Annotated in this window: 20 protein-coding genes; 12 read left to right on the top strand and 8 right to left on the bottom strand. The window is 57.2% G+C overall.

The window, feature by feature from the left end:
• Positions 1–79: 79 nt before the first annotated feature.
• Entirely contained in the window at positions 80–1,318 is a 1,239-nt protein-coding gene (locus ACZ89R_RS13705) for an MFS transporter (protein ID WP_429545519.1), read from the bottom strand.
• Between the two features lie 549 nt (positions 1,319–1,867).
• Here ACZ89R_RS13705 and ACZ89R_RS13700 point away from each other — a divergent pair.
• The 3 genes from ACZ89R_RS13700 to ACZ89R_RS13690 are packed head-to-tail and all read left to right on the top strand — an operon-like array spanning position 1,868 to position 4,537.
• The gene (locus ACZ89R_RS13700; RefSeq protein WP_429545520.1) at positions 1,868–3,307 is read left to right on the top strand and encodes a cytochrome ubiquinol oxidase subunit I; all 1,440 of its coding nucleotides are present in this window, start codon (positions 1,868–1,870) and stop codon (positions 3,305–3,307) included.
• 3 nt (positions 3,308–3,310) lie between these two features.
• Positions 3,311–4,318, top strand: a complete 1,008-nt coding sequence (gene cydB, locus ACZ89R_RS13695; protein ID WP_123359142.1) for a cytochrome d ubiquinol oxidase subunit II — start codon at positions 3,311–3,313, stop codon at positions 4,316–4,318.
• Between the two features lie 51 nt (positions 4,319–4,369).
• Positions 4,370–4,537 (top strand): DUF2474 domain-containing protein, encoded by a 168-nt coding sequence (locus tag ACZ89R_RS13690; protein WP_258622847.1) that lies wholly within the window; start codon positions 4,370–4,372, stop codon positions 4,535–4,537.
• A 70-nt stretch (positions 4,538–4,607) separates the two neighbouring features.
• Here the strand turns inward: ACZ89R_RS13690 and ACZ89R_RS13685 are convergent, their stop codons facing one another.
• Both ACZ89R_RS13685 and ACZ89R_RS13680 read right to left on the bottom strand, forming a co-directional pair.
• Positions 4,608–5,732 carry a methyltransferase gene (locus ACZ89R_RS13685; RefSeq protein ID WP_429545521.1) on the bottom strand — a complete coding sequence of 375 codons (1,125 nt, stop codon included), beginning with the start codon at positions 5,730–5,732 and terminating at the stop codon, positions 4,608–4,610.
• A 187-nt stretch (positions 5,733–5,919) separates the two neighbouring features.
• On the bottom strand, positions 5,920–6,627 hold the full coding sequence (locus ACZ89R_RS13680) for an autoinducer binding domain-containing protein (protein ID WP_429545522.1): 708 nt from the start codon (positions 6,625–6,627) through the stop codon (positions 5,920–5,922).
• A 292-nt stretch (positions 6,628–6,919) separates the two neighbouring features.
• Between ACZ89R_RS13680 and ACZ89R_RS13675 the strand changes: the two genes are divergently transcribed.
• Positions 6,920–7,696 (top strand): ferredoxin--NADP reductase, encoded by a 777-nt coding sequence (locus ACZ89R_RS13675; protein ID WP_429545523.1) that lies wholly within the window; start codon positions 6,920–6,922, stop codon positions 7,694–7,696.
• A gap of 44 nt (positions 7,697–7,740) precedes the next feature.
• Here ACZ89R_RS13675 and mscL read toward each other — a convergent pair whose 3' ends face one another.
• Positions 7,741–8,154, bottom strand: coding sequence for a large-conductance mechanosensitive channel protein MscL (gene mscL / locus ACZ89R_RS13670; RefSeq protein ID WP_007895273.1), 414 nt, complete (start codon positions 8,152–8,154; stop codon positions 7,741–7,743).
• A 285-nt stretch (positions 8,155–8,439) separates the two neighbouring features.
• Between mscL and katB the strand changes: the two genes are divergently transcribed.
• From katB to radA, 3 genes are read left to right on the top strand one after another with little or no spacing between them, the layout of a single operon-like run.
• On the top strand, positions 8,440–9,981 hold the full coding sequence (gene katB / locus ACZ89R_RS13665) for a catalase KatB (protein ID WP_429545524.1): 1,542 nt from the start codon (positions 8,440–8,442) through the stop codon (positions 9,979–9,981).
• Positions 9,982–10,038: 57 nt separating this feature from the next.
• Positions 10,039–10,593, top strand: coding sequence for an ankyrin repeat domain-containing protein (locus tag ACZ89R_RS13660; protein WP_429545525.1), 555 nt, complete (start codon positions 10,039–10,041; stop codon positions 10,591–10,593).
• A gap of 45 nt (positions 10,594–10,638) precedes the next feature.
• Positions 10,639–12,006, top strand: coding sequence for a DNA repair protein RadA (gene radA, locus ACZ89R_RS13655; RefSeq protein WP_007895270.1), 1,368 nt, complete (start codon positions 10,639–10,641; stop codon positions 12,004–12,006).
• 129 nt (positions 12,007–12,135) lie between these two features.
• Here radA and ACZ89R_RS13650 read toward each other — a convergent pair whose 3' ends face one another.
• Positions 12,136–12,504, bottom strand: a complete 369-nt coding sequence (locus tag ACZ89R_RS13650; protein ID WP_429545526.1) for a PilZ domain-containing protein — start codon at positions 12,502–12,504, stop codon at positions 12,136–12,138.
• Between the two features lie 158 nt (positions 12,505–12,662).
• Here ACZ89R_RS13650 and ACZ89R_RS13645 point away from each other — a divergent pair, with 158 nt between their 5' ends.
• From ACZ89R_RS13645 to lanM, 5 genes are all read left to right on the top strand, one after another.
• The gene (locus ACZ89R_RS13645; RefSeq protein WP_429429789.1) at positions 12,663–14,729 is read left to right on the top strand and encodes a carbon starvation CstA family protein; all 2,067 of its coding nucleotides are present in this window, start codon (positions 12,663–12,665) and stop codon (positions 14,727–14,729) included.
• A 14-nt stretch (positions 14,730–14,743) separates the two neighbouring features.
• Positions 14,744–14,941, top strand: coding sequence for a YbdD/YjiX family protein (locus tag ACZ89R_RS13640; protein ID WP_048396475.1), 198 nt, complete (start codon positions 14,744–14,746; stop codon positions 14,939–14,941).
• A 163-nt stretch (positions 14,942–15,104) separates the two neighbouring features.
• Positions 15,105–16,076 (top strand): GTPase, encoded by a 972-nt coding sequence (yjiA, locus tag ACZ89R_RS13635; RefSeq protein ID WP_429545527.1) that lies wholly within the window; start codon positions 15,105–15,107, stop codon positions 16,074–16,076.
• Between the two features lie 308 nt (positions 16,077–16,384).
• Entirely contained in the window at positions 16,385–16,534 is a 150-nt protein-coding gene (locus ACZ89R_RS13630; protein ID WP_198537204.1) for a hypothetical protein, read from the top strand.
• Between the two features lie 58 nt (positions 16,535–16,592).
• Positions 16,593–19,730 carry a type 2 lanthipeptide synthetase LanM gene (lanM, locus tag ACZ89R_RS13625; protein ID WP_429545528.1) on the top strand — a complete coding sequence of 1,046 codons (3,138 nt, stop codon included), beginning with the start codon at positions 16,593–16,595 and terminating at the stop codon, positions 19,728–19,730.
• Here lanM and ACZ89R_RS13620 read toward each other — a convergent pair.
• From ACZ89R_RS13620 to ACZ89R_RS13610, 3 genes are read right to left on the bottom strand one after another with little or no spacing between them, the layout of a single operon-like run.
• Entirely contained in the window at positions 19,636–20,358 is a 723-nt protein-coding gene (locus ACZ89R_RS13620; RefSeq protein ID WP_429545529.1) for a GntR family transcriptional regulator, read from the bottom strand. The genes lanM and ACZ89R_RS13620 overlap by 95 nt on opposite strands.
• 27 nt (positions 20,359–20,385) lie before the next feature.
• A complete protein-coding gene (locus ACZ89R_RS13615) occupies positions 20,386–21,090 on the bottom strand; it encodes a FadR/GntR family transcriptional regulator (protein WP_429545530.1) in 705 nt (234 codons plus the stop codon).
• Positions 21,091–21,143: 53 nt separating this feature from the next.
• Complete coding sequence (locus ACZ89R_RS13610) at positions 21,144–22,457, bottom strand: C4-dicarboxylate transporter DctA (RefSeq protein ID WP_429545531.1); 1,314 nt, start codon at positions 22,455–22,457, stop codon at positions 21,144–21,146.
• Positions 22,458–22,837 lie beyond the last annotated feature (380 nt).

The following is a 22,837-nucleotide window of genomic DNA, read 5'->3' as shown; positions in this document are numbered from 1 at the left end:
CTTGGTCGGAGAAATTATGCTTTGTGCTGATTTCCAGTCTTTTGCAAGCAATTACGGGACCTTCCTTTCCTGAGCTACATCAGGCCCTGACTGCTTCCTCCGGCACATGCATACGGTCGCGGTTGGCCAGGGTCGGGAACAGTTTGATCCAGGCTCCGGTCACCATCAGTGTGCCGATACCGCCCATGACCACTGCCGGCACCGTGCCGAACCAGTGGGCCGTCAAGCCGGATTCGAACTCGCCGAGCTGATTCGAAGCGCCGATGAACAAGCCATTCACAGCGCTGACCCTGCCGCGCATTTCGTCGGGGGTTTCCAGTTGCACGAACGAGGCGCGGATCACCATGCTGATCATGTCCGCTGCGCCCAATACCACCAGCACGGCGAGAGAGAGCCAGAACGAAGTCGACAGGCCGAAAGCGATGGTCGCCACGCCGAATACACCCACGGCCGTGAACATCACCCGCCCGACGTTTCGCTCCACGGCAAATCGCGCCAGAAACAGCGACATCAGCAACGCACCGACTGCAGGGGCCGAACGCAGCAGGCCCAGCCCCCACGGGCCAGTCAGCAGAATGTCTTTGGCGAACACCGGCAGCAGCGCGGTTGCGCCACCCAGCAAGACGGCAAACAGATCCAGAGAAATCGCCCCGAGAATGTCCGGGCGACTGCGAATGAAGCGGATGCCCGCCAGCAGCGAATCCAGGGTGGCCTTGCCCTTGTTCAGCGGTGTCTGCCGGGCCGGAAGGTTGAGCATCAGCGCACAAGCGATGAGGTAAAGAATCACCGTCGGGCCATACACCCAGACGCTGCCGAAGGCATAGAGCAAACCGCCCAGCGCCGGGGCGACGATGGTCGCTGATTGTTGGGCAGATTGCGCGGCGGCAACGGCGCGGGGGAATAACGCGCTGGGCACGATGCTCGGCAGCAAGGCCTGAGTCGTCGGCATTTCGAAGGAGCGGGCGGCGCCGAGCAGGAACGCGAGGATGAAGATCATCTCCCGGGTGACCTGGTCGGTCGCGCTGCCGATGGCCAGCGACAGGGCGATCAGCGCTTGCAGGGACTGGCAAATCGCCGCGACCTTGCGCCGGTCATAGCGATCCGCGACATGCCCGGTGTGCAGCATGAACAACACGCGAGGGGCAAATTCCACCAGCCCCACCAGGCCCAGATCGAGCACATTGCCCGTCAGTTGATACAGATTCCAGCCAATGGCCACGGTCAACATCTGAAAACCGCTGGCGGTGAATACCCGAGCCAGCCAGAACGCGATAAACGGGCGGTGATGACGTAACAGCAGGGGCGCTTGGCTGGGCATCTGAAGGCAGGTCTGGGCGAGGGGAAGGGAAGGGCGAGATTATCACCAACCTGTAACCAGAAGTTGCAAGGCTGGGAAATTTAGTTAGCTAGACACCGATCTATGGAGCATACGAAATCCCTGTGGCGAGGGGGCTTGCCCCGTTGGGCTGCGAAGCGGCCCCAGACCTAGGCAACTCATTTCTGCCAAGTACACCGCAGTAACCGGATTTACGACTGCTGCGCAGCCGAACGGGGGCAAGCCCCCTCGCCACAGTTAGTCCACCCATCCAAAAATGTATTGCAGCTCATGCCCAAACCCATGAGGCAACCTGTCACGCGGCAAAAGACCACACCGTCCATCGGCAAAAATGCGACTACTCTTTCAACGTTGCTTGATCCAGATCAAGACCCTTCGTGGAATTGATCCGGCGGCCAGATGGCCAGACTCCCTACGTTTGTGATGATGGTCCAAAAAGAACGAATTCGAATTCGCCACACTCCATATCCGTGGGGGCAGTGGGTGTAGGCCGCAAGCCTTCAGCCGGTATTACCTGACAGAGGAAGACTTATGTTCGGTTTGGAGGCACTTGATCTCGCCCGGATTCAGTTCGCATTCACCATTTCGTTTCACATCCTGTTCCCGGCCATCACCATTGGCCTGGCGAGTTACCTGGCGGTGCTCGAAGGCCTGTGGCTGAAGACGCACAACGACACTTACCGCGATCTGTACCATTTCTGGTCGAAGATCTTTGCCGTCAACTTCGGTATGGGCGTAGTTTCCGGTTTGGTCATGGCCTATCAGTTCGGCACCAACTGGAGCCGTTTTTCGGACTTCGCCGGTTCGGTGACCGGGCCGTTGCTGACCTATGAAGTGCTCACCGCCTTCTTCCTCGAAGCCGGTTTCCTCGGCGTCATGCTGTTCGGCTGGAACAAGGTCGGGCGCAAGCTGCACTTCTTCGCTACCGTCATGGTGGCCATCGGCACCCTTATTTCGACCTTCTGGATTCTGGCCTCCAACAGCTGGATGCAGACCCCTCAAGGCTACGAGATCGTCAACGGTCAGGTTATTCCGGTGGACTGGCTGGCGATTATCTTCAACCCGTCGTTCCCCTACCGCCTGATGCACATGGCCACGGCGGCGTTCGTTGCTACTGCCTTCTTCGTCGGTTCGTCGGCGGCCTGGCACTTGCTGCGCGGCAAGGACAACCCTGCAATCCGCACCATGCTCTCGATGGCGATGTGGATGGCGCTGATCGTTGCCCCGATTCAGGCGGTTATCGGTGACTTCCACGGCCTCAATACCCTCAAGCATCAGCCGGCGAAAATCGCTGCGATCGAAGGCCACTGGGAAAATGTCGGCGACGAACCGACGCCGCTGATTCTGTTCGGCTGGCCGGACATGAAAGCCGAGAAAACCAGATTCGCGGTAGAAATTCCGTACCTCGGCAGCCTGATCCTGACCCACACCCTGGACAAACAGGTCCCTGCGCTCAAGGAATTCCCGCCTGAAGACCGGCCGAATTCGACCATCGTGTTCTGGTCGTTCCGGATCATGGTCGGTCTGGGCATGCTGATGATCTTCACTGGTTTGTGGAGCCTGTGGCTGCGCAAACGCGACAAGCTGTATACCTCGCGGCCGTTCTTGTACCTGGCGCTGTGGATGGGGCCGTCAGGCCTGATCGCGATCCTCGCCGGTTGGTTCACCACTGAAATCGGCCGTCAGCCGTGGGTGGTTTATGGGCTGATGCGCACGGCGGATGCGTCCTCCGGGCACAGCTTCGTGCAGATGAGCATCACCTTGATCATGTTCGTTGTGGTGTATTTCGCGCTGTTCGGTGCCGGTCTTGGCTACATGATGCGCCTGGTGCGCAAAGGGCCGAAGATCGACGAAGGCAAGGAAACCAACGAAGGCGGCCCTGGCCAGAAACGCACACCAGCCCGTCCGCTGTCCGCAGCCGATGACAATGGTGACGCTGATCACAACCACAGCTTGAACAAGGAGATTTGAATCATGGGTATTGATCTTCCGCTGATCTGGGCCGTGATCATCATCTTCGGCATCATGATGTACGTGGTCATGGACGGCTTTGATCTTGGGATCGGAATTCTCTTCCCGTTCATCAAGGGCAAGAGCGATCGGGACGTCATGATGAACACCGTCGCCCCGGTCTGGGACGGCAACGAAACCTGGCTGGTATTGGGCGGCGCGGCATTGTTCGGCGCCTTCCCGCTGGCTTATTCGGTGGTGCTCTCGGCGTTGTACCTACCGCTGATTTTCATGCTGATCGGGCTGATTTTTCGCGGTGTGGCCTTCGAGTTTCGCTTCAAGGCCAAGGACGACAAGCGCCACCTCTGGGACAAGGCATTCATCGGTGGCTCGATCGCCGCAACCTTTTTCCAGGGCGTGGCATTGGGTGCGTTCATCGATGGGCTACCGGTGGTCAATCGTCAGTTTGCCGGCGGTTCACTTGACTGGCTGACACCGTTCACGATGTTCTGCGGTGCGGCGCTGGTGGTGGCTTACGCGCTGCTCGGTTGCACGTGGCTGATCATGAAGACCGAAGGCAAGCTGCAGGAGCAGATGCATGATCTGGCGCGGCCATTGGCCTTCGTGGTGCTGGCGGTGATTGGCATCGTCAGCATCTGGACACCTTTGGCCCACGCCGAGATCGCCGCACGCTGGTTTACCCTGCCGAACCTGTTCTGGTTCCTGCCGGTGCCGATTCTGGTGCTGGTGACCATGTACGGTCTGATTCGCGCGGTGGCCCGCAATGCGCATTACACGCCATTCCTGCTGACCCTGGTGCTGATCTTCCTCGGCTACAGCGGTCTGGGTATCAGCCTGTGGCCGAACATCGTGCCGCCGTCGATCTCGATCTGGGACGCCGCCGCACCGCCGCAAAGCCAGGGCTTCATGCTGGTGGGCACGCTGTTCATCATCCCGTTCATCCTGGGGTACACCTTCTGGAGCTACTACGTGTTCCGCGGCAAGGTCACCCACGAAGATGGTTACCACTAGCGACTACGGCGCTGGATTGATACCGGCGCCGTTGCAGAGGAGAAAACGATGATGGCTGGCAAACCCACTTTGCAAGAAATCGAAGCCGCCGAGAAAAAGCCGCTTTGGCAGCGGCTCGGCTGGCTGGCGATGATCTGGGCCGGCAGCGTCGTGGCACTGTTCATCGTGGCCACGCTAATGCGGATGTTCATGAATGCCGCGGGCCTGAGTACCCACTGAAATTCCCATCCCGTTGCCTTGCGGCACGGATTTATAACCCTCCTGCGATGGAGGGTTTTTTTTTTCGTGATTATTTGCGAGCTTTGAGAATCACGAACTTGGGTGTGGCCGCGACTTGCTCGACGCCGCGGAACAACCGCGCCAGCTTGCTGTGATAACCCAGGTGACGATTGCCGACGATGTACAGCGCGCCGCCCACCACCAACGATTCACGCGCCTGCTGGAACATCCGCCAAGCCAGGAAGTCGCCGACCACTTGCTGTTGGTGAAACGGCGGATTGCACAGCACCACGTCCAGGGATTGAGGTTCCTGCTCAGCCAACCCATCGCCGGCCCGCACGATGACGTCGCGATCGCCCAGCGCCGCGCGCCAGTTTTCAGTGGCCGATTGCACGGCCATGAACGATTCGTCCACCAGCGTGTAGTGCGCCTCAGGATTTTGCAGGGCACTGGTAATCGCCAGTACGCCGTTGCCACACCCCAGATCGGCAACCCGTGCTGCGCCGAGGTTCTTCGGCAAGTGCGGCAAAAAGGCCCGCGTGCCGATATCCAGCCCTTCGCGGCAGAACACATTGGCGTGATTGAGCAGTTCGATCGCAGGGTCGTCGAGTCGATAGCGGGTCGGGTAGGGGGAGGTCGCCGGCGCTTTGTCTTGGGGCGTGGCGATCAGCAGCCGAGCCTTCTTGACGGCCAACGAGGCTTGCACCGGGCCGATATAGCGCTCCAGCAGATCTCCCGCAGCGCGTGGCAAATGCTTCACCATCGCGGCTGCAATCACTTGAGCGCCAGGAGCCAGTTGCCCTTGTAGCCGGATCAGTTGCTCTTCCAGCAGGGCCAGGGTTTTCGGTACCCGGATCAATACCCGGTCAAACGGCCCGACGAATATTTCGTTGGCAGGCACCTTCGGCACTGCATCAAACGTCTGGCCATTGCGTATCAGGTTCTTTTCCAGCCCCTGAAACGCCAGAAACGAATCGCCGCTGCTGGTCACCCGAACCTTGCCCGCCAGGCTGGCGGCCAAAGCGCCGAAGCTGTCGTTGAGCACCAGCACGCGGGTATCGGCTGCCGGTTGTTGCCCGGCCAGATGAGTGAGCAGGTATTCGTCTGCGGCATCAAAGGCTTGCAACGGTTCGTTCTGCTGTTCTGGCTGGCGGATCAGATCGAGTTGAGCGAAGGGGGTTTCGAGCAGAGGCATGAGACGGGGCTCTGGGTAATCAACGGAGGATAATCAACGAGTGGCCCGCCGCTCAGAGGCATGTAGCGGGCGAACCATCCGAATGAACTGCGTCGTGGAATTTCACACGGCATCACTCAGGATGGATCGCGAATGGTACGGTTTTTTTGCTTGGATTACTCGCGGGGATTACCGGATTCAAACAGATTCAGATGACGCCCACTCTCGCGGCTCTGATCACTGCCGCAATTTTGTTGTTTACGCCGAATTTTCGGATGGCGCCGCGTATATGGAACTGTACCGTGCTTGGACTCAGGTTGAGGATGATCGCGACCTTGTCTGCCGTCTTGCCATCGGCTGAGTATTTCAGCACCTCGATTTCCCGGGATGATAAATGCACTGTGCCTGGTTTTGAGGGCGCAGGCAGTTCTTTCGCCACAAGCCCATGCAAGTGACGGCTAATGTACAACGCGTAGCCCAGATTTTTATACAGATCATGCGTCGTAATCGGACAGTTGCTTCTGGCCAGGCTCAGCATGCTGCAAAGCCCGTTCTCATCATGAACGGATTGGGACCAGCCATAGCGCAACCCTTGCTGTTTTTGTGCTTGCCACAGTGCTGGTGTTTTGTAGAAAACTTCTTCCTGCCAAAGAATCGGTAATTCGGAATGATTGCAGTGGGCTAGTATCGGGTCGACTTCACTGAAGTGCTCCTGTTCATATTTTGTGTTCCATTCGGTGGGGTAATTATTCAGATTGATCGTATGGCGGCGTATCCCCCTTACTTGGGATGTTATTGAAAATGCACAGAAATTAAAGCCAAGATTTTTAACGAGATTGAGAGAAATCTCGTACGCGGTCTCTATTTTCTGAGCGTAAGAAAGCTGCGTTAACTGTGATTCCTTCCACACTTTCATGGGGTAACTCCATTGCGGACTTACTGTCGTTGGTGCTGATTGGATCCGATATCCGGCACGCCACGATTGTAGGAGAATTCCTACATTCGTGGTGGATTTTTTTGCTCTTAAAAAAAATATGCAACTGCATAAACCAGTTCTTAGCTTACTAACGGATCAACAGGAATCAACTGCATATCATATTTGTATTTCTACTGTTTGGTGAGATGAGGCAAAAGCCATTACAAATCACCGGTGTTTATACCTTCTGCTTTGCGGGACACTGGCGTTATCTGTTGAATGGAGCGACCCAATGACTGCCAGTGCAGAGAAATTCACACGCCAGACACTGCTCGACGTCCAGCCGTTGACTCCAAACCTGTTTACCCTGCGGACCACCCGGGATTCTGGCTTTCGCTTTCGCGCAGGGCAATTCGCCCGGCTGGGCGTGACCAAGGCCGACGGCAGTACGGTTTGGCGGGCTTATTCCATGGTCTCGTCCCCCTATGACGAGTTCCTGGAGTTCTTCTCCATTGTCGTGCCGGGAGGGGAGTTCACCAGTGAACTGAGCCGGCTGGAAGTCGGCGATACGCTGCTCGTCGACCGGCAGGCCTTTGGTTATCTGACGCTGGATCGCTTCGTCGATGGCCGTGACCTCTGGTTGTTCTCCACAGGCACGGGGCTGGCGCCGTTTCTGTCGATCCTGCAGGACTTCGAGGTGTGGGAGAAATTCGAACGAATCATCCTGGTCTACAGCGTGCGCGAAGCGCGGGAGCTGGCGTATCAGGAGTTGATTGCAGGGCTGGCACAGCGCGATTATCTGGCCGAATACGCGCACAAGCTGCAGTTCATTGCCACCGTCACCCGCGAGCAGCATCCGGGGGCCCTGAATGGGCGGATCACGACACTCATGGAAAGTGGCGAGCTAGAGCGCACGGCCGGTGTAGCGCTGACAGCCGAGCATTCGCGGGTGATGCTCTGCGGTAACCCACAGATGATCGATGACACGCGCAAGTTGCTCAAACAACGAGACATGCGCCTGAGCCTCAGTCGACGACCCGGCCAGGTGGCAGTGGAAAACTACTGGTAAACAAACGGCGCCCTGAAGGCGCCGTTACTTGGGGCAATCAGTCATCAGGGCTGATTGTTCTGAGCCTTGAGCAGATCGCGAATCTCTTCCAGCAGCTCTTCTTCCTTGGTTGGAACCGGCGGCAGGGTGGGCGCAACGGCCTCTTCACGTTTCAGGCGGTTGATGGCCTTGACGCCCATGAAGATCGCGAAGGCGACGATGATGAAGTCGATCAGGCTCTGGATGAACTTACCGTATGCCAGCATCACCGCCGGGACATCACCGTTGGCAGCCTTGAGCGTAATGGCCAGGTCACTGAAGTCCACCCCACCGATCAGCAAGCCGATTGGCGGCATCACCACGTCGCCGACAAATGACGAAACGATTTTGCCGAAGGCGGCGCCGATGATGATACCCACGGCCATGTCGACCACATTACCTTTGACCGCGAAGGCCTTGAACTCACTTATCACGCCCATAGGTTATTTCCTTGTTACAGATGAGGTTGGTGAACGCAGTGTAAATCAGCAAAACGGCTGGCGCTCGAAACACCGCCTTACAATGCTTGCTCTTATCGACACATCTTCCGGCAATTAGTTTACAAAGTGCCACCATTCGCGCGCGACTAACCGCTCTAGACCGGGTATTCCAGAACCTTTTCGCTATCGGCTCGGTGCGGGATTTCTATTTATGTTTTGGCCTTTGGGTCACTAGCCTCTGTGGGGCGCACCTGGATGCGTCTTATAAAATCAGAGGAAACTTCCATGACAACTCCCCTTGGCCTCGGGGCTTTTCCCTTCCCTCGTACCCTTGGCGTTCTGACCGCCAGCCTGCTGTCCTTCTCCGTCAATGCTGCGACCTTGACCCGCGATAACGGTGCCGCCGTCGGCGACAACCAGAACTCGCAAACCGCCGGCGCGACCGGGCCGGTGCTGCTGCAAGACGTGCAACTGATCCAGAAACTCCAGCGTTTTGACCGTGAACGCATTCCCGAACGCGTGGTGCATGCCCGTGGCACTGGCGCCCATGGCACGTTCACCGTAACCGACGACCTCAGTGACCTGACCAAGGCCAAGGTGTTCGCCGGCGGCCAGAGCACGCCGGTATTTGTGCGTTTCTCCGCTGTGGTCCATGGCAACCATTCGCCGGAAACCTTGCGTGATCCGCGGGGGTTCGCCACCAAGTTCTACACCGCAGACGGCAACTGGGACCTGGTCGGCAACAATTTTCCGACCTTCTTCATCCGTGACGCGATCAAGTTTCCAGACATGGTTCACGCCTTCAAGCCAGACCCGCGCACCAACCTTGACGACGATTCCCGTCGTTTCGACTTTTTCTCCCATGTTCCAGAAGCCACTCGCACCTTGACCGAGTTGTATTCCAACTCCGGTACGCCGGCCAGTTATCGGGAGATGGACGGTAACGGTGTACATGCCTACAAGTTAGTGAACGCCAAAGGCGATGTGCACTATGTAAAATTCCACTGGAAAAGTTTGCAGGGGTTAAAGAATCTCGACCCTAAAGAAGTGACAGGTGTTCAAGGTCAAGACTACAGTCATATGACTAACGACTTGGTCGCCAATATTAACAAGGGTAACTTTCCTAAATGGGACTTGTACATCCAGGTTCTAAATCCACAAGACTTGTCCAAGTTTGATTTCGATCCATTGGATGCGACCAAGATCTGGCCAGGTGTGCCGGAACGAAAAGTTGGACAAATGGTGTTGAATCGTAATCCGGCGAATGTTTTCCAGGAAACTGAACAAGTGGCCATGGCCCCGGCCAATTTAGTTCCGGGTATCGAACCTTCGGAAGATCGCTTATTGCAAGGGCGAGTGTTCTCGTATGCCGATACTCAACTGTATCGTCTGGGGGCCAACGCTCTGCAGTTGCCGATCAATGCACCCAAAGTCGCCGTGAACAACGGTAATCAGGATGGCGCAATGAACATCGGCGCCAGCAGCACCGGCGTAAATTACCAGCCAAGTCGCCTGCTGGCCCGTGAAGAGCCGCCAACCGCGCGTTACAGCCAGTCGACCCTGTCGGGCAGCACGCAACAGGTGAAGATTCAGCGCGAGCAGAACTTCAAGCAGGCCGGCGATCTGTACCGCTCGTTCAACCAGAAGGAACGTCAGGACCTGATCGACAGCTTCGGTGGCTCACTGGCCAGCACCGATGACGCGAGCAAGCACATCATCCTGTCCTTCTTGTACAAGGCCGACCCGGAATACGGGACCGGGGTGGCCAAAGTAGCCAAGGGTGATCTGGCTCGGGTCAAGGCACTGGCGGCCAAACTGGTCGACTGATCCATCTGCCTGAAACGGGGCCTCATGCGAGGTCCCGTCTGATCAAGGAGTTGCGCCATGCGTTTTTATCTGTCTGTGTTTCTGGCGTGCTGGTCGCTCAGTGTGTTCGCCGGGCCTGATGTGCAAGCCTCGAAGAACCCTCAGGCGCTGAAAGCCCAACTACAGGATTACTATTTTGATGCCGCTCGACGCGGTGATGTGCCGATGCTCGAAACCTTCATCGAGGCCGGCTATTCCCTCGATACCCGCGACAGCAAGGGTTACACCGCACTGATTCTGGCCGCCTATCATGGCCAAAGCGCTGCAGTGGAGCGTTTGCTCGCTGCCGGGGCGGACGCCTGCGCCCAGGATCAACGCGGTAACACGGCGTTGATGGGCGCGATTTTCAAAGGCGAAGTGCAGATTACCAGGACTTTGCTGGCCGCCCATTGCAGTCCCGATCAACGCAATGGCGCAGGGCAGACTGCCGCGATGTACGCCGGGTTGTTCAAGCGCGTTGAGTTGCTGGACGCACTCAAGGCCAAAGGGGCGGACATGAACGCCGAAGATCCGCTGGGCAATAGTGCCGCGCGTCTGGCCAGCGGTGAAATCCGTACGGCGCCGCCGCGCTGATCCGCGCGAGCTGAGCTATCATCGCGGTTTTTGCCGGGAGTTCAGATGGCCAAGGCCAAGCGCATGTACGGCTGCACCGAGTGTGGCTCAACCTTCCCCAAGTGGGCCGGCCAGTGCGGCGAATGCGGGGCCTGGAACACGCTGACCGAAACCATGGTCGAGAGTGGCGGCGCCGCAGCCCCCAGCGGGCGCACCGGTTGGACCGGCCAGCAGGCGCAGATCAAAACCCTGGCCGAAGTCAGCGTCGAAGAGATTCCGCGTTTCTCCACGGCGTCCAGCGAGCTGGATCGCGTTCTGGGCGGCGGCCTGGTGGATGGCTCGGTGGTGTTGATCGGTGGTGATCCGGGTATCGGCAAGTCGACCATTTTGTTGCAAACCTTGTGCAACCTCGCCAAGAGCATGCCGGCACTGTATGTCACCGGCGAAGAGTCCCAGCAACAAGTGGCCATGCGCGCCCGGCGCTTGGGCTTGCCTCAGGATCAGCTGCGGGTGATGACCGAAACCTGCATCGAAACCATCATCGCCACGGCCCGGCAGGAAAAGCCCAAGGTGATGGTGATCGACTCGATCCAGACGATTTTCACCGAGCAACTGCAATCGGCGCCGGGGGGCGTTTCGCAGGTGCGCGAAAGTGCTGCATTGCTGGTGCGTTACGCCAAACAAAGTGGCACGGCGATTTTTCTCGTGGGCCATGTCACCAAAGAAGGCGCGCTGGCCGGTCCCCGAGTACTGGAGCATATGGTCGACACCGTTCTGTATTTCGAAGGCGAATCCGATGGGCGCCTGCGTTTGTTGCGGGCGGTGAAAAACCGTTTCGGCGCAGTGAATGAATTGGGCGTGTTCGGCATGACCGACAAGGGCTTGAAAGAAGTCTCTAACCCTTCGGCGATTTTTCTGACCCGGGCCCAGGAAGAAGTCCCGGGTAGTGTGGTCATGGCAACGTGGGAAGGCACCCGGCCGATGCTGGTGGAAGTCCAGGCGTTGGTGGACGACAGCCATATGGCCAACCCGCGCCGGGTAACGCTTGGTCTGGATCAGAATCGCTTGGCGATGTTGTTGGCGGTTTTGCATCGACATGGCGGCATTCCGACCCACGATCAGGACGTGTTCCTCAACGTGGTCGGCGGGGTGAAGGTGCTGGAAACCGCTTCCGACCTGGCCTTGATGGCGGCGGTCATGTCCAGTTTGCGCAACCGGCCGCTGCCCCATGATCTGCTGGTGTTCGGCGAAGTCGGCTTGTCGGGTGAAGTGCGCCCGGTGCCGAGCGGCCAGGAACGCTTGAAGGAGGCGGCCAAGCACGGCTTCAAGCGCGCCATCGTGCCCAAGGGCAACGCGCCGAAAGAGGCGCCGCCGGGATTGCAGATTATTGCTGTGACGCGCCTGGAGCAGGCATTGGACGCGTTGTTCGAATAACGTTCAGATCGATACAAAACCTGTGGGAGCGAGCCTGCTCGCGATAGCGGTGTGTGAGTCGACTTAAATGTTGAATGTCAGACCGCATTCGCGAGCAGGCTCGCTCCCACATGGGTATGGGATTGGCCTTCAGATTTCGATCAGGGCGCCCAGCTCACGCTCAAGCTCTTGCGGATCGCCCAGGTTGAACTCAATCAACCGCCGCAGTCGTTCAATCGATTCCAGGCTGATGTGTTTGCAGACAAACCCGAGTTGACCATGGTCATCGTGGGTCAACATCACATCCATCTTGATCTCTACGTCTTCATTAAGATGAATATCAACCAGGAAATGCCAGTCTGGATTACCCAGCCACGGCTCGGGCTTCTCGATAAGCAGCCCCTTGAGCGACAGGTCGATCAACTTCACCGGCCAGATGAATTCCCCCTGGCTCAGCTCGGTTCGGACATCGAATGCAAAACGTTTGAAGCGGCGACGATCAGCAGGGTGGTCACTCATGGCGCAATCCTCTGAATGTCCGCTGACTATAGACCCGCATGGTTAAAGCCTGCCAGCAAAGACAGGCTCTGGATCAATGTCGGGGTATGGCCTTTGCCGTCAGTAGCGCTAAACTCCGGATGGCTGTCTTTCTTGTCCACTCTGGCTGGAATCATAAAATGAAAAATAATAATAGCCTGCTACGCCACTTACCCTGGCTGCTGCTGGCAATCCTGGGAGCGTGCGCCCTGGGCGTAGTGGCATTGCGCCGAGGCGAGGCGATCAACGCCTTGTGGATTGTGGTCGCCGCGGTGGCCATTTATCTGGTCGCGTACCGCTACTACAGCCTGTTCATCGCTAACAATGTGATGCAACTCGATCCGCGTCGGGCGACACCCGCCGTGCTCAACAATGACGGTCTGGACTATGTGCCGACCAACAAACACATCCTTTTCGGTCACCACTTCGCAGCCATCGCTGGCGCAGGGCCGCTGGTCGGTCCGGTATTGGCGGCGCAGATGGGCTATCTGCCCGGTACGCTGTGGCTGATTGCCGGCGTGGTGCTGGCCGGTGCGGTTCAGGACTTCATGGTCCTGTTCATGTCCACCCGCCGCAACGGTCGCTCCCTGGGCGACATGGTCCGTGAAGAAATGGGCCGCATCCCCGGGACCATCGCGCTGTTTGGTTGCTTCCTGATCATGATCATCATCCTCGCGGTGCTGGCGCTGATCGTGGTCAAGGCCCTGGCCGAAAGCCCGTGGGGTATTTTCACGGTGATGGCGACCATCCCGATCGCGATGTTCATGGGCATCTACATGCGCTACATCCGCCCGGGCCGCATCGGTGAAATCTCGGTGATCGGCGTGGCGTTGCTGCTGGGTTCGATCTGGCTGGGCGGGCAGATTGCCGCTGACCCGGTGTGGGCCAAGGCGTTCAGCTTTACCGGGGTTCAGATCACCTGGATGCTGATTGGCTACGGTTTTGTCGCTGCGGTATTGCCGGTGTGGCTGATTCTGGCGCCGCGTGATTACCTGTCGACCTTCCTCAAAATCGGCACCATCGTCGCGTTGGCGATCGGCATCCTGATCACCATGCCCGAGCTGAAAATGCCGGCATTGACCCAGTTCATCGACGGCACCGGGCCGGTGTGGAAGGGTGGGTTGTTCCCGTTCCTGTTCATCACCATTGCCTGTGGCGCGGTGTCCGGTTTCCACGCGTTGATCTCCTCCGGCACCACGCCGAAGTTGCTGGATAACGAGGTTAACGCCCGTTACATCGGTTACGGCGGCATGCTGATGGAGTCCTTCGTGGCGATCATGGCCATGGTGGCCGCTTCGGTGATCGAGCCAGGCGTGTACTTCGCCATGAACAGCCCGGCGGCGGTCGTCGGTGGTGACGTGGTGGCTGTGGCGCAAGCTGTCAGTGGCTGGGGTTTCGCGATTACCCCGGAAGCGCTGCAAGCGGTGGCCAAGGACATCGGTGAAACCACGATCCTGGCGCGTGCCGGTGGCGCGCCGACCCTGGCGGTCGGTATCGCGCAGATCCTGCACAGTGTGCTGCCGGGTGAAAACACCATGGCGTTCTGGTACCACTTCGCGATCCTGTTCGAAGCGCTGTTCATTCTGACGGCGGTGGACGCCGGTACCCGTGCCGGGCGTTTCATGCTGCAGGATTTGCTCGGCTCCTTCGTGCCAGCGTTGAAACGCACCGAATCCTGGACCGCCAACCTGATCGCAACCGCCGGTTGCGTGGCGATGTGGGGTTACCTGCTGTATCAAGGCGTGATCGACCCACTGGGCGGGATCAACACCTTGTGGCCACTGTTCGGCATCTCCAACCAGATGCTGGCGGGTATCGCGCTGATGCTGGCAACCGTGGTGCTGATCAAAATGAAACGCCAACGCTACGTCTGGGTCACCATGCTGCCCGCGGTGTGGCTGCTGATCTGCACCACCACCGCAGGCTTCATCAAGCTGTTCGACGCCAACCCGGCAATCGGCTTCCTGTCGTTGGCGAAGAAATACAGCGATGCGTTGGCCAACGGCCAGATTCTGGCCCCGGCCAAGAGCATCGAGCAGATGCAGCATGTCATCTATAACGCTTACACCAACGCAACGCTGACCGCACTGTTCCTGTTCGTGGTGTTCAGCATCCTGTTCTATGCGCTCAAGGTCGGCATTGCTGCCTGGGGCACCAAAGAACGTACGGATAAAGAATCGCCGTTCCAGGCTCAGCCGGATGCGTAATCGAGGATTGCACCATGTTCAATGACCTGAGTCGCCTCGGTAAATACCTCGGTCAGGCTGCACGCCTGATGGTCGGCATGCCCGACTACGACAACTACGTCGAGCATATGCAAACCAAACACCCGGACAAACCGCTGATGAGCTACGAGATGTTCTTTCGCGAACGTCAGGAAGCCCGTTACGGTGGCAAGGGTGGGCCGAAGTGCTGTTGACCCGGTTGTCGGGTTAATAGCAATCCCTGTGGGAGCTAGCCTGCTAGCGATGGCGCCTGAACATTCAACATCACTGTTGATTGACAGTCCGCCATCGCTAGCAGGCTAGCTCCCACATTTGTTTTTGTGTTGATTTCTAATTTTGTGAAACAGGAGATTCCAGTTGTCCTCTCCCATCCCAGTCACGATTCTCAGCGGCTTCCTCGGCGCTGGCAAAACCACGCTGCTGCGCCACCTGCTCAAAGCCGAGCACGGCCTGAAAATCGCCGTGATCGAAAACGAATTCAGTGACGCCGGCATCGACACCCAGCTGTTGGGCGACGAGCCGGTGCAAGTGATGACGCTGTCCAACGGCTGCGTCTGCTGCACCATCCACACCGATTTGACCAAAGCGCTGTACCTGCTGCTCGAACGCCTGGACAGCGGCGAAATCGCCTTCGATCGTCTGGTGATCGAATGCACCGGTCTGGCTGATCCTGCCCCGGTGGCGCAAACCTTCTTCATCGATGAAGAACTGCGCGAGCGCTACATCCTCGACGGCATCATCACCCTGGTGGACGCGGCCCACGCCGACCTGCACCTGACCCAGACCATCGCCCAGGCACAGATCGGCTTTGCCGACCGTTTGCTGGTGAGCAAACGGGATCTGGTGGACGAACCGACCTTCACTGCCCTCAGCGAGCGTCTGACCCGCATCAACCGTCGTGCGCCAATCCGCGTGGTCGACCACGGCAAGATTGATCTGGCCGAACTGCTCGACGTGCGCGGCTTCAACCTCAATGCCGATCTCGGCGGTGGCGTGAGTTTGCGCCCGGTGAGCAAGGTGCCGTCCATCGACCGTATTTCCAGCCTGGTGTTGCGCACTGACAAGCCGCTGGATATCGACAAACTCAGTGAGTTCATGAACGAACTGCTGGAAGACCACGGCAAGCAATTGCTGCGCTACAAAGGTGTTTTGAACATCCTTGGCGAACCGCGGCGCATGGTGTTTCAGGGTGTCTTGAAGCTGTACGGATTCGACTGGGATACGGAATGGGCCGAGGACGAAACACGCGAAAGCGTGATCGTATTCATTGCCGATGATTTGCCGGAAGAGAAAATCCGTGAGGGTTTTGCGCGGGTGGCGGCGGAATAAAAGTTAAGTGCCCATTGCATTGGGCACTCTTTTGCGTCGTCGCAATGACGACTAAAGATTTCTTGTTAAAACTCAGAATTAATATTTTTTTTGCGTGTCCTGCGGGATAAGTATTGCTGTGTTGGGTTTGTTGTTTGCTGTGTGTGTTAAAGCATCGGATGGTTGTTTGTGATTTGGTTTTTAGTGGCGGGGTTAGAAGAGGGTGAAAGTTACATTTGGTTGGATTTCTAATCTTTCCTTGTTTCATTTTGGTGATACAGTTTTTAGGCGCCAATACTGGCGTTAACTTGTTGAGAATGGAGCGTTAAATGAAAGAGCAAATCATGGATCTGTCGGGTGAGTTCGATGCAGAATTTGAAGCCTACGTAAAAGCAGGCGACAACCAGATCGCGGGCGCAGAGGTCATGGCGACCACTGTATCGTGCGGCACCTTGGGCTGCACCGTTCTGGACTGCTAAGCAGGCAGTCACCTATGGCGAGTCGATGGCTCGCCATATCCGTTATAGGTGTCATCAAATGTTGGCTGACGTACTGACGTTTCAAGAACGTGAAATAACGGGCGCAGGTGTGTCGATAGATGTTGCCCTGTTGCATAAGACCATTGCGCAACTGCATGCAAATGATAACGCTCTTCTACATTATTTTGGTCTGGGTCGGCAGCAATTGATTCAGCGAATTGAAAGTAGTAACAGGTCTGTCGAGCGTGGCCAAGAGTCGCCGGTGCTCGTGTCTTTGAAACACGAAATTGATATTATAGAGTCGCTGGTACTGGACGAGCACGTAGGCGATGCTGGTCAAGAATGTTTTTACTGGTTTTATTATGGTTTTTACTGCTACTTCAAGAGATGCTTCGAAAAAGATTCGCGATTTATTGAGTTGTGTAACTTTGCGGATGTTGAAAGTTTGCTGGCGAGTGTCAAGTCTTACGTCATCGCAGGCGTCAAACGATTATCGGAAAAGTCTCTTGTCCATGCGCTGAATACGCGGATATTCGAAAATGCCGATCTGGACCTTCAGACCTTCAATCAGCGATTGAAAACCGGGTTAACAGGCGCGGTTCTGAAATCGTACCCGGTTCTGACACGTCTCTTGATCGAGCAGATCAACAGCACGGTGGCGTACCTGTACAAGGTCGTTTTTCATTTTGCCGACGACGCTGACCTACTCCAACGTACATTCAGCCTGCCTGGCAAACGGATAGACGCAATCAACCTCGGGTTGGGCGATCCGCATGCGGACGGAGAAACGGTCTGCTCTGTACAGGTCGGCAGTCAATCGCTGGTGTACAAGCCGCGGAGCAATCATGAGGCGTCGTTCTACAATGCACTGCTAAAGCGCCTTCATGAGCTGACCGGCGATGACGGCTTTGCCATCTATGCACCGATAACGGTAGCCAGAGAGGGACGCTGCTGGATCGAAAAAATCGAGAATCTGGCGTGCGCGACAGAGACCGACCTGTCGTTATTCTACCGGCGGATGGGGGCACAGATTGCGGTCGTTCACGCCTTGAACGGCATCGACTTCCACTACGAAAACATCATTGCCTGCGGCAGCAGCCCGGTGATGATCGACCTGGAGTGTCTGTTCACGGCGGCCATGGTTGATCTGAAGATCAACCTTCCACACACCCGTGCATTATTCAAAACCCTCAAACGCAACAGTCAGTCCGTCTTCTCGAGCGGTTTTGTCGCTTATTCGCCAGACGCCGACAATGATACCGGCGGGCTGACTCGGCAGAGAACGTTCATCTCGAAAAAGAAGCAGCTGACTCGTGAGCTAGGTTTCTATCGTTTGAAAACGGTCAAGGTCGACAAGGTTCCTGTGATCAGACACCTGCCGATTTTCAAGGGTGAGCCGCGTTCTGTGGATGATTACCAGCACGTGTTCTTCCAAGGGTTTGAAGATGCCTACGACCACGTCATGAACCATATCGACGCGGTACAGGACCTGATCACCGTGCGCATCAGCAAGCTGAAAACCCGTGTCCTGATAAAAAATACGCAGCGTTACGCCGACTTCATCGAACTCTCCCTTCATCCGCGCTTCATGCAATGCATGATTCAGCGTGAGGTGCTGCTGGCAACGTTGTGGGCAGAGTTGAACGAGACGCTCACTGGACATCATCTTCCACGGTACGAGTTGAACGATTTGCAGAAGGCCAACATCCCTTGTTTCACCATGTCTATCGGTTCAAGCCGGATAGTCGGTGCTGCAGGTGTGGAGTTGACGCAACTGGCGATCGAAACCCCTTTTGACAGTTGCCGACGCAAGTTGAGATCACTCTCGCCAAGCGATAAAGCCTTCCAGAAGTACATCCTTCTGGAGTGTCTGTTTCCCGTTTCCAACGACGCCTTGCCCCTGAACCGTAAACATCGATATCACGGAACGCCGGGGATGAGCTCGCCGCAGTACCTTGAAGGTGCCATGAGCATCGCCGGGGCAATCGAGCGCTTACGTATCAAGGGGGAGGAGGGAGATGTCGGGTGGATGTTCTTGAATACTCATCCGCGAACGCGGCGCAAATACATTTCTGCAATGGGCAATAGTTTGTACAACGGCATGGGCGGGCTTGCGATCTTTTACATGAGTCTATTCAGAGTCAGCGGCCAGGAACATTACAGGGACAAGGCTGATGAGATCCTGCATTCGATGGCAAAGTCCCATGGCCATTTTGACAGTGACATGACGGTCAGCGCCTATTTCGGATTGGCATCCTATGTGTACGTGCTGGTCAATTACCAACGTGTGACAGGGCAGCAGAGTCACCAGCAAACCATTGACGGGTTACTGCTCAAGCTCGCCGACTTTCCTCGCCCGGATGACGAGTACGACTTCCTCAATGGCTGGTGCGGCACGGTGACAATGTTGGCGAATCTCTACCTGTTGGAGAAGCGTGCGATGTTACTGCCCCTCATAAAAACGTTTACCGAAGCGATCAAGTCCCGACTGAGCTACGAAGACGGCAAATTTGTGCTCGATGACACTCGGGTGCCGCTGCTGACGGGGTTCTCTCATGGGATGTCCGGCATCCTCCATGCGCTGGCCAAGGTGTACGAGGTCACTCGGGATTCATCGCTCGTGCCGTTGATTACGCAGTTGCTGGAGGCCGAAAATCGTCTCACCGTCCAGGGCTTCTGGCTCGATCTGCGTGATTGCTCCAGACAAAGCTATATGAACAAATGGTGTCATGACGGCGCGGGTATTTTGATCTCCCGGTTGCAACTGAGCAGAGCGCTGGCAAATGTCTTGAGCCTCGACGCAAGGACGGCAGTCGAAGCGGATATCAAAACCTGTGAAAACAATCTCTGGGGGCATGGCCTGGGAAGCGGTTACAGCCTTTGTCACGGTGATTTCGGGAATCTTGTGTGCTTGCTGGATCTGTACCGTCGGGACGCAAACGACCGGGGCGTCGCCCGCGTGTTGCAGGCGTTTTCCGAGGCTGTGCACAACTTTTTCAATGAAGACTTTATCGGTAAAGACAGCATTCCCGATCTGGGGATGATGCTGGGCATTGCCGGGGTCGGGCAAGCCTTGCTGCATGCCCTGGATGCGCAGTTACCTAATGTTCTATCGCTCGAGTTTCAGGGCGCGGCATCAGTAGCGCCTGTTCAAGATGATCCAGTTGCCGGGTCATCAGTCGAACCGCTGCTGTGACGTCTGCGCGCTCCAGAGCCTGCACCAGCAGTGTGCTTTCATGCCATTCGCTATAACCGGGCGTGGGTACTTCATGTCGAGCAATGGCCAGCAATGTCACGGGGACCAGGCTGCCGAGGAAATGCGCCAGCGGTGCATTGCCGGCCATCTCGGCCAGTTGTAGATGGAATTCTCCAGACAGTCGAATTGCCGGGCCGCGCTCACCGCGCTCCATGCATCGGCGCTGCTGTGCGATCAGCTCACGCAGGCGTTTCAGATCTTCTGCTTGAGGCCGCTGACAGGCCAGTTGCACCAGCGTGATCTCGGTCAGGCGCCGGGCATGAAGGGTTTGGCGGGTTTGCTCGATGTCTGGCGCGGCTACCCGGGGCCGATGATTGGGGCGCAGGACAATGACCTGCTGCTGAGACAACTTCGCCAGCACTTGGCGAATGATGCTGCGGCTCACACCCAGCATTTGCCCCAGGCTTTCTTCGGTGAAGCGGCTGGCCGGGACGATGCGCTGCTCAAGAATGGCATCGAAGACTCGCGGGTAGACGTCATCCACCGAGGGCTTCTCGTAACGGGAGCGGGCGAAGGGCAGGGCCGTGAGTGTCTCGCGGTTGTGCGGCGGTGAGGCGAAGCTGTTCATGGCCTGTCTCCAGTTCGAAGAGGGGGGTCAACTGCCGAGGTGGTCATCCGGAATGTTCAATTCGATGCCCATCCGCTGGCCTTCGCGCAGGATGTGCCGACGCATCTCGGCGCTGGCCTGGGCGCTGTTTTTGCTGCGAATGGCCCGCACCACGGCTTCGTTTTCTTCAAGGCGTTCAGCCAGATGCTCTGGCGAATTGCGTAGCACCTCGGCGCTTTGCTTGAGGGCGTTGCTGGTTTGCTGCACAACGCTCTGGAAGATCGGGTTCGAGGTCAGGGTGAACAGTTCTTCGTGGAACGCGATGTAGGCGCTGACCCCGGCTTCGCTGTCGTTGGCTTCCAGGGCTTCGCGCATGTCCATCAGGGTCAGGCGCAGTTGCCCGACTTCCTTGCTGCTGATGGATTGTGCAACCAGGCCGACGATGAAGGGTTCGAGGGTGTAGCGCAGTTGCAGCACGTCTTCCAGGCTGGCCCCGGCCACCGCGCTGTCGTGGCGTTGGCTGTCGCTGAGATTGGCCTCCAGCACCACCACGCCTTTGCCCGGCATGGAGCGCACCAGCCCGAGGGTTTCCAGCACGATGACCGCTTCGCGCAGGCTCGGGCGGCTAATGCCCAGTTGCTCGGCCAGTTCACGCTGGCCCGGCAGCATCTCGCCGGAGCGCCACTGACCGCGGGCCAGGGCGGCCCGAAGTTTTTCTACCACCGAATTTACAACGGTTGACGAGGTAATCACTGTTCGCTCCAAGTCGTGATAAATGTGCCTGACCTTGGGCAGGCACACGTAGTTTAAAATTCCTGCTGATGCGCCGGGACCACCGGTTTCCTGGGCTGGAAGGTATAACCCACCTGACCGGAAAGCACTTTGTTCGCTCGCTGGATATCGATGTCCTTTTCCCAACGGGCGATAGCCACCGTGGCGACGCAGTTGCCGATCAGGTTGGTCAGCGCCCGGCCGATGCCCATGAACCAGTCCACTGCCAATACCAGCACCAGGCCGACCACCGGAATCGCCGGGATCGCCGTCAGGGTTGCCGCAAGAATCACCAGTGCTGAACCGGGAATCCCGTGGGCACCTTTGGAGGTGATCAGCGACACCAGCAGAATCGTCAGCAGGTCAGTCATGGCCAGCGGCGTCCCGGTGGCATTGGCGATGAACACAATGGCCAGGGTCAGGTAGATCGAAAAACCATCCAGGTTGAACGAGTACCCGGTCGGAATCACCAGCCCGACCGTGGAGCTGCCGATGCCCAGATGCTCAAGCTTGCGCATGATTTGTGGCAGCACGGCGTCGGAAGAAGCGGTGCCCAGGACAATCAGCAGTTCTTCGCGCAGGTACTTGAGCAACGGCCACATCTTCAGGCCGGAAAGGCGCATCACCAGGCCGAGAATCAGGGCCACGAAGGCCATGCAGGTCAGGTAAAACAAACCGACCAGGCTGCCCAGATGCTGCAGCGAGTCCAGGCCATATTTGCTGGTGGTGAAAGCGATGGCGCCGAACACGCCGATCGGCGCCAGGCGCACGATCATGCCCATGATGCGGAAGATCACGTGGCTGAGTTCGTTGATCAACCGGGAAATACCCGATGCCGCTTCGCCCACCAGGTTCAGCGCGCTGCCGAACAGCACCGAAAACAACAGGACTTGCAGGATGTTGTTATCGGCGAAGGCGCCTATCACCGAGGTCGGGATCAGGTTCATCAGAAATTGAGCGGTGGTTTGCATATGCTGGCCGCGCTGGGCGATGTCGCCCATATCGGCAGTCGAGAGCTGCTCCAGATGGATGTTCGCGCCGCTGCCGATGCCGGTCGTGAAGGCGAACACCAGGCCGATCACCAAGGCGATGGTGGTCAGTATTTCGAAATAGATCACCGATTTGAGGCCGATGCGTCCGACCTTCTTCAAGTCGCCGGCACCGCTGATGCCGCTGACCACCACGCAGAACACGATCAGACCAATAAGCATCTTGATCAGTTTGATGAAACCGTCGCCGAGAGGTTTGAGTTGGGCGGAGTATTCAGGAAGGGTCAGCCCGCAGACGATGCCGAGCACCAGTCCGAGAACCACTTGAAGGAAGATTGAACGCGAGCACCATCTGAGCATGGGAGGAATCCTGGTCGGTGTCCTGGCTGCCGTGCGCGATGCGCATCAGATTCAGGACTTAATTATTGTGGTCTTACCGGTATGTCCAGTGTAGGCGCAGTCTACGCTGGATTTTTTCAGGATTACAAGTGGAAGTCGACAAATTGGCATGACCGGTCTGACCAGTGGCCAAAGCCGCGTAGGAGATGCCAATCAAGATCAAAAGATCGCAGCCTTCGGCAGCTCCTACAAAAACCGCGTACACCCATGATTTCACGAATGTATACAACCTCTGTAGGAGCTGCCGAAGGCTGCGATCTTTTGATCTTTTGATCTTTATGGCGGACGAAAAAAAACCGGCCATCACTGACCGGTTTTTTCATTGCTGCGGTTTAGCGGGG

The organism is Pseudomonas sp. TE3728 (assembly GCF_056279145.1).
This window is presented reverse-complemented; position numbering and strand designations above follow the sequence as displayed.